Below are 14218 nucleotides of genomic sequence, written 5' to 3'. Positions count from 1 at the left end.
GAAAAAAAGTATATCTGTAACTTTTTATACAGTATCTATCATATTTTTAAATTAAAAAACCTGTTTTTACATCGCAAAAACAGGTTTTTTATCATGAATATGAAAAATCACTCTATTGGCGTTCCTATTTCATCAATCGCATCTTGTTCTTTCAATCCTACTACCGATTTGTAAACATAGTATGCTGGAATATCAGAGAATTGTTGCGTTACATAAATACCGATAAAACACATTAAAACACCCACAAGACCTGCCAAAATTCCTGCAACAATTATCAATCCGAAACTTAAAAACCACTTTTTATTTCCAAGTTTAAACCCAATCTTTATAATATCTGAATTTGACAAATCTGGATTCATAGCATAAGTAATCACCATATAATATAACGGCACCATTAGATAAAACACAGGTAACACACATAAGGCATACCCCAAAATCATCATGCCTATTATGGACAAACTGAGCATAAATGTCTTTTTTAAGTATTTTGATTTTAGAAAAAAGAAGTAATCATCACTAGCATCTAACCCAAGGTCTTTATGCTTCAACATTCTATAATAAGCTCCTTTTAGTGCTACACTAATTGTTGTTACCCCTAAAATCATAACCATAATCAATACAATCATGGCACTAATAGCAAGAATCCCCATACCTTCAAGCCCCAAGCCTCCATCAAAAGACTCTTGTCCCAAAACACCTAACACAATCATAGGAACATACATTATTAAGATAAACGGAAGCATCAATACCATATTAAGCAAATATACAACCAACCCTTGCAACCATACCTTTTTAAAAAGTTCTATAGATTGGTTAAAAATATCTCCAAAATCTAGTGATTTGGCATTTTCAATTTTATTGATGAAGTGGTTTAGGTTGATCATAGTTATTATTATAGTTTATAATTTAATAATCTGTATTAGTTCCTATTTGGTCTATTTCACTCGTTTCATCAAAACCAACAACCTCTTTATAAATAAAGAATAATGGTAAGTATGCTATTGAAATAGTAAACAAAAGACCAATACCACATCCTAAAACACCTAGCATTCCAAGCAACGCCGCCACAAATAGTGTCCCAAAAGAAATAAACCACTTTTTATTCCCTAGCTTAAAACTAGCTTTAACAAGCTCCGTTTCACTCAAATCTGGATTAAAAGCAAAAAACAGAGAAAAATAAGACAGTGGAATCATAACATAAATAACAGGAAGCACAAATAAAAACTGAGCTAAAGTTGAAATACCAGTATATAGAATACCGAGCATTAAAAGTTTTGAAAAATAGCCGTTTCTAAAAAAATAAAAATAATCATCTACACCTTGCTCCCCCTGTACTTCGCGCTGGCATATCCTATAAAAAGCCCCTAACAAGGCTAAGGTTATAGTACTTACCAAAATGCTTTGAGGCACACTAAAAAGTACATTTTTAAAATAGTCATCAAACTGCACATTGAAATTAAACCCGTTGTCTGTCACAAAAGTATTGGTAGAAGCCAGACCAATTGCAGCAAATGCAAAAGCGATAACCATGGCAGACATAACAATCAATAACACTACTAAAAATCCTTTTAACCAAACCTTTTTGAACAGTTGTAATGTGCTATCGAAAATTTGCCCGAAATCTAATTCCTTTGCTCTATCTATTTTGTCATACAACGAATCAATCGTATTCATAAATTTCTATTTGGTTTTAAGATTATTGGGAATAAAGTAAATGCTTTTTAACAATACCAACAACTAAAAGACGGTAAAATGTTATAACATCAAAGATTTTAAGCATCAAAAAAATTACAAATATTTAACAACTGCCACTTTGTCACAAAACACAAATATATTGTATCTTTGCATGCTTATTGACTGATAGCAATAGCTAAAAGATTATGGAAAAAACAATTGACGAAAGCAAACAAGGGGAATCTTTAGTTCTGGAACAGAAAGAAGGTAACAAACGTAAACTTTTCATAGAAAGCTACGGTTGCCAAATGAATTTTAGCGATAGTGAAATTGTCGCCTCGATTTTAACAGAACAAGGATTTAACACAACTCAAAGTTTAGAGGAGGCCGATTTAGTTTTAGTAAACACCTGCTCTATTCGCGACAAAGCCGAGCAAACGGTTAGAAAACGCCTTGAAAAATATAATGCCGTAAAACAAGAACACAACCCAAACATGAAAGTGGGTGTTTTAGGTTGTATGGCTGAACGCTTAAAAAACAAATTTTTAGAAGAAGAGAAAATAGTAGATCTTGTTGTAGGCCCTGATGCTTATAAAGACTTACCAAATCTTTTAGCCGAAGTTGATGAAGGGCGCGAAGCCATCAATGTAATTCTGTCTAAAGAAGAAACCTATGGTGATATTTCACCTGTACGATTAAATTCAAATGGCGTTTCTGCTTTTGTTTCCATAACACGTGGCTGTGATAACATGTGTACATTTTGTGTAGTGCCTTTTACTAGAGGTAGAGAACGCAGTAGAGACCCTCAAAGCATTATTGAAGAAATCAACGAACTTTGGAATAAAGGTTTTAAAGAAGTAACGCTACTCGGCCAAAACGTAGATAGCTATTTATGGTATGGTGGCGGATTGAAAAAAGATTTTGATAAAGCCAGTGAATTACAAAAAGCTACAGCGGTTAATTTTGCTATGTTGTTAGATTTATGTGCCAAAGCTCAACCTAAAATGCGGTTTCGATTTTCTACCTCTAATCCGCAAGATTTTACCTTAGATGTGATTGAAGCTATGGCGAAACACAAAAACATTTGTAATTATATTCATTTACCCGTACAGAGCGGAAGCAACCGCATTCTAAAAGCCATGAATAGGCTACATACACGCGAAGAATATTTCGAATTAATTGACAATATAAAAAGACTCATTCCAGATTGTGCTATCAGTCAAGATATGATTGCTGGATTTCCAACCGAAACTGAAGAAGATCACAAAGACACCTTGAGTTTGATGGAGTATGTTAAGTATGATTTCGGTTTTATGTTTGCTTATTCTGAAAGACCCGGCACCCTTGCTGAGCGCAAAATGGAAGATGATATTCCTGAAGACACGAAAAAACGTAGACTAAATGAAATTATCGCGTTGCAACAAAAGCACAGTTTATTAAGAACGCAACAGCATATAGGGAAGATTGAAGAGGTTTTAATTGAAAAAGCTTCAAAACGATCTGATGCACATTGGTCTGGAAGAAACACTCAAAATACCGTAGTGGTTTTCCCTAAGGGAGACTATAAAGTGGGGGATTTTGTAAACGTAAAAATCATAGATTGTACCAGCGCTACGCTAATTGGTGAAGCTGTAGGATATTCAGAAAACAATTAAAATGGAATCAGTTCAAGCTATAAAACAACGTTTTGGAATTATAGGTAACACGCCCAGTCTCAATCGGGCCATTGAAAAAGCTATTCAAGTGGCGCCAACAGATATTTCGGTACTTGTTACTGGTGAAAGTGGTGTTGGAAAAGAAAGCATTCCAAAAATCATTCATCAGTTGTCGCATAGAAAACACAATAAATATATCGCTGTAAACTGTGGCGCTATTCCTGAAGGCACCATAGACAGCGAACTATTTGGTCATGAAAAAGGTGCCTTTACGGGTGCTACGCAAACACGTGCTGGATATTTTGAAGTTGCTGATGGTGGCACCATTTTTCTTGATGAAGTGGGCGAATTACCCCTTACCACTCAGGTAAGATTACTACGTGTTCTTGAAAATGGTGAATTCATCAAGGTAGGATCAAGTAAGGTTCAAAAAACAAACGTTCGCATTGTAGCCGCTACAAACGTAAACATGTTTGAAGCCATTGAAAAAGAGAAGTTTCGCGAAGATTTATATTATAGATTAAGCACGGTGGACATCCACTTACCACCTTTAAGAGAGCGTCAGGGTGATATTCACTTACTGTTTAGAAAATTTGCCAGTGATTTTGCCTTAAAATACAAAATGCCTACCATAAAACTAACTGATAATGCCGTTCAAGTGCTTTTAAAACACCGTTGGAGTGGTAACATCCGTCAGTTACGAAATATTGCTGAACAGCTTTCAGTACTTGAACAAAACAGAACCATTTCTGCCGAGGTCTTAAGAAGCTATTTACCAGCATCGGCCAGCACTAATTTACCTGCCATCATTAAAACATCAAAGTCTGAAAGTGATTTTAGTAGTGAACGTGAAATTCTTTATAAGGTTTTATTTGATATGAAAAGCGACCTGAACGACCTGAAGAAACTCACCATGGAACTCATGAAAAACGGAAACACTAAAGATGTTGAGAAAAACAATGAAAGTCTCATTCAAAAAATTTACGGTAATAATGACGAAGAGGATGTAGACTTTGAAGAATCTATACCTCAAAATACCGAAGTGATTTCAATACCTGAGCACGCTATAAATCAAGAAGACATCACGCCCATTCAAGACAAATATCATTTTGCAGAAGAAATTGAAGAAGAAGAAACTTTGTCACTTCAAGACAAAGAGTTAGAATTAATAAAAAAATCTCTTGAACGTCACAACGGAAAACGTAAATTAGCTGCAGCTGAGTTAGGCATCAGCGAAAGAACACTTTACAGAAAAATAAAACAATACGATTTATAAGCTTTCATTGGAATAAGAAAGCGCTTTATATATGAAAAAAGCATCCATTCTACTCATAGCATTTACCGCATTAGCCTTTCATGCTTGTGGCATATATTCATTCACCGGAGCATCCATTCCTCCTGGTGTAGAAACCTATCAAGTAAACCGATTTGAAAACACATCGCTGCTTATAGAACCTGGTTTAGAGCGTGATTTTAAAATTGCACTTGAAGATTTAATTCAAAATCAAACCAATTTAAACCTAGTACCCTCTGGAGGTGATTTAGTTTACGAAGGTGAAATTACAGAGTATAGAATTTCACCAACAACAGCCACCTCTGAAAATGTTGCGGCTCAAAACCGATTAACCATTACGGTGAAATTACGCTTTTTCAACAGAAAAAAGGAAGACGATGATTTAGATCAGTCTTTCTCCTTTTTTTATGATTTTCCCGGAAGCGCACAGCTGTTAGGATCCCAAAAAACAACAGCACACGAAGAAATTTTTGAACGTTTAACACAAGATATTTTTAACGCTACCCTAGCTAAATGGTAGATTTAAATCCATAAAAACAAATTTGCTTTAAGCAATGAATACAACTGATTTTACACATATTTTACAACAGCCTCAAAATCTAACCTTTGAGCAAATAGAAGATGTAAAATCAATTATAGATACATTTCCGTATTTTCAAGCCGCAAGAGCTATTTATCTAAAGGGTTTACAAAATCAAGGTAGTATAAAATACAATCAAGAGTTAAAAACAACAGCAGCATATACCGCAGACAGAAGTATTTTATTTGATTTTATTACATCGGAAGCCTTTATTCAGAATGAAATCTCCGAATTTATTAAAAAAAATACAGCTTATTTAAAGAATATTGATGTTGATGCTGAAGATATCTCAGTAGACAAAAGTGTTGGAGTTGATGAGGCTCTGCAGGAGCAAATTAAAGAAACGGTTGGGGTATTAGACCCTAGCTTATTTGAAACTAAAACCGATTCACCAAGTAGTGCTGAGGACATTAAAACTGTTGAAGAAAACAAGGAAACTCTGAAAGCTGAAGATGTTTTAGAACTAGGCAAACCCTTCAATTTTAACAAAAATGAATCTCATTCCTTTAATGAATGGTTAAAATTAACCAAGCTTAAACCCTTAGAACGCCCATTTAAAGGCACACCTAAACCAGCTGTTAACGTAATAAAAAAGATTGAAGAACCTCAACCCAAAAAAAACAAAAAAACAACTTCAGAAAAAGAGCGCAAGTTTGAATTGATTGATAAGTTTATTTCAAAAAACCCGAAAATAAATCCAACTAAAAGCGCTGCCCCTAAAGGCAATTTAGCAAAAGCCCAAATGATTCAACCCGAGGCGTTGATGACAGAAACTTTAGCACGCATTTATGTAGAACAAAAAAATTTCAAAAAAGCGATTCAATCCTATAAAATTTTAAGTTTGAAATATCCAGAAAAAAGTGGTTTCTTTGCAAACCAAATTAAAGCAGTAGAACAATTACAAGAAAAAAACAATAAAGAATAATGAGTACGTTTACAATATTTCTAGTCCTTATAGTGGTTGTAGCATTTTTACTAATTGTAGTAATCATGGTTCAAAATCCTAAAGGAGGTGGTTTATCCTCTTCTTTTGGCGGTGGAGGCACCCAACAATTAGGTGGTGTAAAAAAGACAACCGACTTTTTAGACAAAAGTACATGGACTTTAGCAACCGTTTTATTGGTGCTAATTTTAGCTTCAAATATTACAATTAACCGAGGTGATAATAGCATTGACTCAAAAGCTTTAGATCCTGATGCGCAAACTGCGCAACCTTTACCTGAAGCGTTACCTCAAACACAAGAGGCTGCTCCAGCAACATCAACAGAGTCTACTACTGACAATAGTACAGAAGACCAATAAAATCTTCTACATATTCATATACAAAATGCCATCTATTACAGTTGGCATTTTTTGTTTCTACCTGTTAGGCAGACAGGCCTGCAAGTTTGTCAGATTGCCTATCATGGCACATTTTTAGCTACATACAAAGCCGTTAAACATTAACTTAATAATTAAAATATAAAACAAATGGGAGTAAACATTAAACCATTAGCAGATCGTGTTCTTATTGAACCTGCTCCAGCTGAAACCAAAACAGCTTCAGGAATTATTATTCCAGACAACGCCAAAGAAAAACCTCAAAGAGGTACTGTTGTTGCTGCCGGTCCTGGCACAAAAGACGAACCTATTACAGTTAAAGTTGGTGATACTGTTTTATATGGCAAATACGCCGGAACAGAATTAAAACTTGAAGGTTCTGATTATTTAATTATGCGTGAAAGCGACATTCTAGCAATTGTTTAATTGTAAACTTTTAACATCCAAAAATTTAAAAAAATGGCAAAAGACATAAAATTTGATATTGATGCACGTGACGGTTTAAAACGTGGTGTAGATGCATTAGCTGATGCAGTAAAAGTAACTTTAGGTCCTAAAGGACGTAACGTAATTATTAGCAAAAGCTTTGGAGCACCTCATGTAACTAAAGATGGTGTTTCTGTAGCAAAAGAGATTGAACTTGAAGACGCTCATGAAAACATGGGTGCACAAATGGTAAAAGAAGTAGCATCAAAAACCAATGATTTAGCTGGTGACGGTACTACAACAGCTACTGTTTTAGCACAATCTATCGTAAAAGAAGGATTAAAAAACGTAGCTTCTGGTGCAAATCCAATGGATTTAAAACGCGGTATTGACAAAGCCGTTAAAGCCATTACTGCCGATCTTGAAGAGCAAGCTCAAGAAGTAGGTAATTCTTCTGAAAAAATAAAACAAGTGGCCGCTATTTCAGCAAACAACGACGATACTATTGGTGAATTAATCTCAAAAGCGTTTGAAAAAGTTGGAAAAGAAGGTGTGATTACCGTTGAAGAAGCTAAAGGAATGGATACCTATGTTGACGTGGTTGAAGGTATGCAATTTGACCGCGGGTATTTATCACCTTACTTTGTAACAGATTCTGATAAAATGATTGCTGATTTAGAAAATCCATACATTTTATTATTTGATAAGAAAATTTCTAACTTACAAGAAATTCTTCCAATCTTAGAGCCAGTAGCACAATCTGGACGTCCATTATTAATTATTGCTGAAGATGTTGATGGACAAGCTTTAGCTACTTTGGTGGTTAACAAATTAAGAGGTGGGTTAAAAATTGCTGCGGTAAAAGCGCCAGGATTTGGAGACAGACGTAAAGCCATGCTTGAAGACATTGCTATCTTAACTGGTGGTACGGTAATTTCAGAAGAAAGAGGTTTTACTTTAGAAAATGCTGATTTATCTATGTTAGGTACTGCTGAAACAGTAACTGTTGATAAAGATAATACAACAATTGTTAACGGTTCTGGTGATGCAGATGCTATTAAAGCACGTGTAAACCAAATCAAAACTCAAATTGAAACAACCACATCTGAGTATGATAAAGAAAAGCTTCAAGAGCGCTTGGCTAAATTGGCTGGCGGTGTAGCTGTACTTTATGTTGGCGCAGCAAGTGAAGTTGAAATGAAAGAAAAGAAAGACCGTGTTGATGATGCTTTACACGCTACAAGAGCGGCCGTTGAAGAAGGCATTGTTGCTGGTGGTGGTGTTGCTTTTGTTAGAGCTAAAGCAGCCCTTGAAACTCTTGAAACTGCAAACTTAGACGAAACAACAGGTGTGCAAATAGTGAACAAAGCTATTGAAGCACCTTTAAGAACTATTGTTGAAAATGCAGGTGGAGAAGGTTCTGTGGTTATTAACAAAGTGTTAGAAGGTGATGCTAACTTTGGTTATGATGCTAAATCTGAAGAATATGTTGATATGCTTAAAGCAGGTATTATTGATCCTAAAAAAGTGACGCGTATCGCTTTAGAAAATGCAGCTTCAGTAGCCGGTATGATCTTAACCACTGAGTGTGCTTTAATCGACATTAAAGAAGATGCACCAGCTATGCCTCCAATGGGTGGTGGTATGCCAGGAATGATGTAAGTTGATAACCTCAACACACACAAATAAAAAAACGCTTCAACATTAGTTGAAGCGTTTTTTATGCATAATGTCTCCTAATCATTCTTTGTTAGATTTAAGAATATACCCATAGCATTATTCTCTTACCTGTTGAATTTGATTGGTCAAAACTTCTCTTTCCAAAACTTTAATTTCTTGCACTGTTTTTCCTTTATAAGTCCTTATATAGGTAATCTTATCATCGGCACTATAACTATAATCTAAACCCAAAGCCAATGCTGGTTCCTTGTACTGCTTCATATCTTTTACAAACTGCAATTGCATTTTTTCAACAACATGCTTGTACTCTGGTCTGAATATACATTTACCAATTCCTTAGAATTTTTGGTTAAATCAAATAGTCATGCTGTGTCTTTAAAAGACAACACCAATTTGTATTGACCATCTGTAATCGAAGTCCACTCACTTAAAGGAGAATAGTTAATATACACCATTCAAAATATTCTCCCAAAGCGTCAACATCAAAATCACCAGATTTCCCTTTATCCCCTACAGCCCATAATGGTCGCTTTGAAGTTATTCAGGTTTTTTAGGCTCAGGCATTTCGACTTTTAGATTAGTATAATGCGACTTGTAGGGTTCTCTCGCTTCATTTGGTATATGTGGATTAGGCAAAGAAAGCATCAAACAGAATGATCTCTTTTTATCAGGTTCTAACACCTTAAGAGTACAATTTATCAGAAAACACACAACATACAAACTATCAATTACCTTTTCGGGCCTTTAATAGCTCAGATTAATTGTTTTAGTTTCATAATTTTGGCGTACCCATTTTGCGTGCCCGTTACCATAGCGCATACACCAATCCATGTCCTCATAGCCAAACGCTTTTTCGCGCTCACCTGTTTTCAATGTTTTCATACGAGTAGATGCCAAATATCACTTCTCCACATAACTTGTACCGCACCCAGATAACCTCTACACCTCTGCAAATGTGATTAGATCTTCAAACATGCTCATACCATTAATAAGACACCCTTGGACACAGGATAAAGCCCCATTGAAACGATATTCATAAAGGCATGTATACGGGGCTAGAGGCATAATAATTAGTACAAATTGCACCTTCATTGGGCATAAATCTAAAAAAGGTTTTTCAACAGCTATACCCTTTCCTCAAAGTATAGCAATGATATTCACCGATACAATACTTTGAAAGCCTCTTTCTTAATAATAACTTTAATTTTTTCTATGTCCTACTCTTTCATGTTATGTTTCTACATTTAATTAATACACCTTTTCATTTAAACCTTTTTTAATTGAACAAGTCTTAGTTTTATCATTTTTAATTCCCAACCTAAGTTTATGTTTCGTACAGCAGTATTACTTATACTTTCCTGCTTTATAAATAATCTTTTTTCTCAATCTAATACCTTGATTGGTACCATCACAGATTCAGATCAAACTCCAATTGAATTGGCATCAGTGGTCTTGTTAAACCCTAAAGATTCAACGGTTGTAACCTACTCTATTACCGACAGCAAAGGCTTTTTTCAACTCACTGCATCAAAAAGGGAGACCTTGCTGTTTCAAGCTTCTTCTTTAGGGTTTAAACCATTTTATAAAAAGATCTATTTACAAAGCAAACACATTGATCTAAAAACGATTGTTTTGCAAGATGACGTCAGTACATTAGATGCTGTTATGATTTCTGCCGTTGTACCCATACAAATTAAAAAAGACACCATAGCCTTTAATACCAATTCTTTCAAGGTAAATCATGATGACACCATAGAAAAACTACTTGGAAAACTCCCTGGGGTTGAAATTGATTCAGACGGCAAGGTTGTAGCGCAAGGTGAGGAAGTGCAACGTATTTTTGTAAATGGAAAAGAATTTTTTGGAGGCGATCCTGCTATTGTTTTAAAAAACTTATCGGCCGATGCTATTTCAAAAGTAGAAGTGATAGACAAGAAAAGTGATGAGACTGAACTTACTGGAATTGATGACGGCAATAAAGAAGTAATTATCAATTTTACCTTAAAAAAAAACAGACAAAACCAGGGGTTTGGCAAACTATCAGGTGGCATAGGGTCAGACAAACGCTATTTTGGTAATGTTAACTTCAATCAATTTAATCCGAAAACACAAGTATCTGTGATTGGAAAATTTAACAACATCAATATCACAGGATCAAACATAAAAGGATTTTTAGAAAATGCTAGCGGTCTAGACGATGAATCTTCTGAAGAAAGCATGACAGCAACAAAACCCAAAAGCTTTAGTGGCTTTTTAACTACGGGTGTTACTGGGGTTCATTATGGGCATGAATTCAAAAAAAAAGAATCTGTAAATGCCGATTACTTTTTTAATCACACCAACAATTATGGGCTTTCAAATACCAATCGTTTAACATTTTCAAACACCAGTAATTTTGATTTTAAAGCACTGAATGACTTTAACAATACCTCCAATAATCATAATTTAAATTTTAATTATGAAAACAAGTCCAATTCAAAATATAGTTTAAAAATTACAGGCGGATTGATTGCTGATATGCGCGATAACTTTATTGACAGTAAAGGGAAATACTTTAACGAAGACGGCAATTTGGCTACCACCAATGATTATATTCTAAACACCAAAAATGACAGAAGTACAGGGCGCATAAATACGCAGTTTTACAGGCGATTACAAAAAAAAGGACGAAGTTTCAATGCGGGTATTAGCGCCAATATTTCTGATAGGTCATACTTTAACACCCAAAAATCAATTAGAACAAGCAATATAGGAAGCCCCAATGAAAGAGAACGTGAACAATTCACACTTAGAGATGAGTACTTTAAAACTGATAAAATCAATTTATTATTCACTTACACTGAACCTCTTATTGTAAAACATTTTTTAAAAATTAGCGGTACCGCAGTACACATTCTTGACCAAGAACATGCTAAACAATTAAGAACTGATATTACTAGAGATAATGAGGAAACTTTTAGTTATAATTTTTTCCATAATGAACGTCGGTATTCAACTAAATTCTTGCACAATTATGTTTCTAAAAAATGGTTTCTTTCATACGGTGCAGAAATTCAGGATATAAACCGAACTTTTGGTGAAAACAATCATAAAGATATTGTGAGAAATCAATATTACACCAACCCATTAGCAATGCTTCAATATAAACCTAAGCGTGGAATAAAATATAGATTAAACTACCAAAGGCAAATTAAAAGTCCTAGAACGCCCCAAATAACAACTGTTGTTAACGATTTAAATCCTTATAACATACGAACTGGTAACCCCAATTTAAAAAACGAAAAATTAGACGTGCTTACGTTCAACACCAATATTCATGATTTTAAATCGGCCTTAAGTTTTTATGCTAATATTCAATATAGATGTATTCAAAACACCATTATTTCAAATGTCACCATAGACGATGACTTTGTAAGAACTAGAACATATGATAATGCTGGCGATACGCAAAACCTAAAAGCCAATTTAAGTTTAAGTAAAAAAATTAACAAACTAAATATAAGATATACCCTAAAAAACAAAACCCTGTTTTCTACCTCAAAAGCCTTAGTTAATCTAAAACTTAATGATGTTGAAACCCAAGATTATTGGTTTAGTTTTCAGTTGGAGAATTCCAATAAAAGTATTTTAGATATTAAAGCGGGAGCTTCCTTAAGTTTAAATCATACTAATTTTTCTCTAGACGATGATTTAGATAGAAAATATACCAAACAACAATATTTTGCTTCTTTTGATTGCCAAGTTTCTAACAAACTAAACTTTAATACCCAGTTTGATTATATCACATTTACAGACAATACCTTTACCGAAATCCAAAAACTACCATTACTAAACGCGGCCGTTTCATACGCCTTTTCAAAAAACAATAATATTTTGAAACTTGTTTTAATTGATATTTTTAACAAGAATGTAGATATTTATAGGCGCAGTACGGTAAACTATTTTGAAGAAACTGTCACAGAAAGTTTAGGGCGTTATGCTATTTTGAGTTATAGCTATAGACTAAATAACAATAAAAGGAGAAAATAATGACACTCAATGCTTGAGCTTATAATAATAAAATGCAGGCAATAATAGGATTAAAAGTATAGGTTGAATTAAAAACCGTCTCACATTAAAAAACACATAATAGTCTTCTTGTTTTGGGTTGATTACAAAGTATAAGTAGACAAACAGAAGTACTACAAAGGTCAATACATATAACAAAACAGAAAACTTAACAATACTTATGTCTTGAAAAACTAAATACAAAATACCCAATGAAATTACTGTATTTAAAGCATATCTAAACGTGGTAAATAACACCAGTTCTGCTACTTCCCGCCTCGGGCTATCCATATACAAATAATCATTTTCAAAAAAACTTAAATACGGGTCATAAAACAAACTTGATTCAAAATATCTTATTAAAACCAGAAGTAAGAAGCACACTACCACCAATATATACCTTAAAGGTTTATTCATTTCTTTTTTTTTGTCTTGAAAATCGGTTAATCCAAATAACCCAGAGTAAAAACATCATCCCATAGATAATGGCTGGAAAAACAACGGAGTGTAACACATCTGAATATTCCGGATAACAATAAACTCCTATGGTTAACACTACAATGCGAAGCACATTAACACTATAAATTAAAATACTTCCTGCCAACATAAATAGCAAGGTAGTTTTTAATTTACTCGCAAAAGCTGCAATAAATGAGACAAACAGTATAATAACACTTATAGCATTACAGCCCTCAATAATTCTAGCCACATAGTTATTATTCAGAATTAATTTCATGGAGGGTTCATTGGGGTGCGGTATCACTTGTGCATCAAAGCCAAAAGCATTTAATAAAGCTTCAGTTTGCAAGCTAACCAAATGCGTTACATAATCTGGATAAAATTTAGAACCATCAGAAAACTGCAAATACATTTTATAGCTCCATGAAAGAACAACATACACAAATAAAAATGTAAGTATAAATGTTATTACCGACTTGTATTTAACTAAAAGTGCTTTCACGAATTCTATAATATGAATCCCGAAATTAAGTCTTTTTAAATATTTTTGCTAAAACTTTTAAAGTTATGATGTTTAATACTCTAAAACCACAGGTTGAAACCATTTTATCTCATACCGAAAAGACCGTAAATGAAAAACTATTTGCTGTTTGCGAACTTCTTGAAAACCATATAGAATACTACAACTGGGTAGGTTTCTATTTTAAAAACGGAGACAAAAAAGAGTTAAAACTTGGCCCTTATGTAGGAGCACCTACAGACCATACTATCATTCCCTTTGGCAAAGGTATTTGTGGTCAGGTGGCTGTTAGCAATCAAAATTTTGTTGTTCCAGACGTTAGCGCACAAGATAATTACATAGCGTGTAGTATTACTGTAAAAGCCGAAATAGTGATTCCTATTTTTGTAAAGGGCGAAAACATTGGGCAAATAGATATCGATTCAAACACACCTAATCCGTTCACAGAAGCCGACGAACGTTTCTTAGAATTTGTATGTAAAAAGGTAGCTAAAATATTATAACTATTTCTTTACCTAAAACGCAGATTTTACATTTTTACATAAACTGACAATACCACTCAG

The 14218-nt window shown here is 34.1% G+C and carries 15 protein-coding genes; 9 read left to right on the top strand and 6 right to left on the bottom strand.

Features of this window, described 5'->3' with window-relative positions:
- Positions 1-107: 107 nt before the first annotated feature.
- Both KFZ70_RS08205 and KFZ70_RS08200 read right to left on the bottom strand, forming a co-directional pair.
- Complete coding sequence (locus KFZ70_RS08205) at positions 108-884, bottom strand: hypothetical protein (protein WP_139697337.1); 777 nt, start codon at positions 882-884, stop codon at positions 108-110.
- 22 nt (positions 885-906) lie between these two features.
- Positions 907-1674 (bottom strand): hypothetical protein, encoded by a 768-nt coding sequence (locus KFZ70_RS08200; RefSeq protein WP_139697339.1) that lies wholly within the window; start codon positions 1672-1674, stop codon positions 907-909.
- A 206-nt stretch (positions 1675-1880) separates the two neighbouring features.
- Between KFZ70_RS08200 and miaB the strand changes: the two genes are divergently transcribed.
- From miaB to groL, 7 genes are all read left to right on the top strand, one after another.
- Positions 1881-3329 carry a tRNA (N6-isopentenyl adenosine(37)-C2)-methylthiotransferase MiaB gene (gene miaB, locus KFZ70_RS08195; RefSeq protein WP_139697340.1) on the top strand — a complete coding sequence of 483 codons (1449 nt, stop codon included), beginning with the start codon at positions 1881-1883 and terminating at the stop codon, positions 3327-3329.
- A gap of 1 nt (position 3330) precedes the next feature.
- Positions 3331-4605 carry a sigma-54-dependent Fis family transcriptional regulator gene (locus tag KFZ70_RS08190; RefSeq protein ID WP_139697342.1) on the top strand — a complete coding sequence of 425 codons (1275 nt, stop codon included), beginning with the start codon at positions 3331-3333 and terminating at the stop codon, positions 4603-4605.
- A 31-nt stretch (positions 4606-4636) separates the two neighbouring features.
- Positions 4637-5143, top strand: coding sequence for an LptE family protein (locus KFZ70_RS08185; RefSeq protein ID WP_139697345.1), 507 nt, complete (start codon positions 4637-4639; stop codon positions 5141-5143).
- A gap of 34 nt (positions 5144-5177) precedes the next feature.
- Positions 5178-6128: a hypothetical protein gene (locus tag KFZ70_RS08180; protein WP_139697348.1), complete on the top strand. Its 951-nt coding sequence runs from the start codon at positions 5178-5180 to the stop codon at positions 6126-6128.
- A complete protein-coding gene (gene secG / locus KFZ70_RS08175; protein ID WP_139697351.1) occupies positions 6128-6505 on the top strand; it encodes a preprotein translocase subunit SecG in 378 nt (125 codons plus the stop codon). The genes KFZ70_RS08180 and secG overlap by 1 nt, the downstream gene beginning before the upstream one ends.
- A gap of 168 nt (positions 6506-6673) precedes the next feature.
- On the top strand, positions 6674-6949 hold the full coding sequence (gene groES / locus KFZ70_RS08170) for a co-chaperone GroES (protein ID WP_139697355.1): 276 nt from the start codon (positions 6674-6676) through the stop codon (positions 6947-6949).
- Positions 6950-6982: 33 nt separating this feature from the next.
- Positions 6983-8611: a chaperonin GroEL gene (gene groL / locus KFZ70_RS08165; RefSeq protein WP_139697359.1), complete on the top strand. Its 1629-nt coding sequence runs from the start codon at positions 6983-6985 to the stop codon at positions 8609-8611.
- Positions 8612-8725: 114 nt separating this feature from the next.
- On the opposite strand, the gene KFZ70_RS08160 is transcribed toward groL, so the two are convergent.
- Both KFZ70_RS08160 and KFZ70_RS08155 read right to left on the bottom strand, forming a co-directional pair.
- Positions 8726-8890 (bottom strand): hypothetical protein, encoded by a 165-nt coding sequence (locus KFZ70_RS08160; RefSeq protein WP_158293210.1) that lies wholly within the window; start codon positions 8888-8890, stop codon positions 8726-8728.
- 483 nt (positions 8891-9373) lie between these two features.
- Positions 9374-9511: a hypothetical protein gene (locus KFZ70_RS08155; RefSeq protein ID WP_158293211.1), complete on the bottom strand. Its 138-nt coding sequence runs from the start codon at positions 9509-9511 to the stop codon at positions 9374-9376.
- A gap of 444 nt (positions 9512-9955) precedes the next feature.
- On the opposite strand from KFZ70_RS08155, the gene KFZ70_RS08150 reads away from it, so the two are divergent.
- Positions 9956-12658 (top strand): outer membrane beta-barrel protein, encoded by a 2703-nt coding sequence (locus tag KFZ70_RS08150; RefSeq protein WP_139697363.1) that lies wholly within the window; start codon positions 9956-9958, stop codon positions 12656-12658.
- 6 nt (positions 12659-12664) lie between these two features.
- On the opposite strand, the gene KFZ70_RS08145 is transcribed toward KFZ70_RS08150, so the two are convergent.
- Positions 12665-13093 (bottom strand): exosortase F system-associated membrane protein, encoded by a 429-nt coding sequence (locus KFZ70_RS08145; RefSeq protein WP_139697367.1) that lies wholly within the window; start codon positions 13091-13093, stop codon positions 12665-12667.
- Positions 13086-13637: an exosortase family protein XrtF gene (gene xrtF / locus KFZ70_RS08140; RefSeq protein WP_139697372.1), complete on the bottom strand. Its 552-nt coding sequence runs from the start codon at positions 13635-13637 to the stop codon at positions 13086-13088. Before xrtF ends, KFZ70_RS08145 begins: the two co-directional genes overlap by 8 nt.
- A gap of 65 nt (positions 13638-13702) precedes the next feature.
- Here xrtF and KFZ70_RS08135 point away from each other — a divergent pair, with 65 nt between their 5' ends.
- Entirely contained in the window at positions 13703-14158 is a 456-nt protein-coding gene (locus KFZ70_RS08135) for a GAF domain-containing protein (protein ID WP_139697377.1), read from the top strand.
- The last annotated feature ends 60 nt before the right edge of the window (positions 14159-14218 follow it).

The organism is Allotamlana fucoidanivorans (genome assembly GCF_045788535.1).
GTDB classification, from domain to species: Bacteria; Bacteroidota; Bacteroidia; order Flavobacteriales; family Flavobacteriaceae; genus Allotamlana; species Allotamlana fucoidanivorans.
The sequence above is the reverse complement of the archived record's forward strand: the minus strand, read 5'-3'. Positions and strand labels throughout refer to the sequence as shown.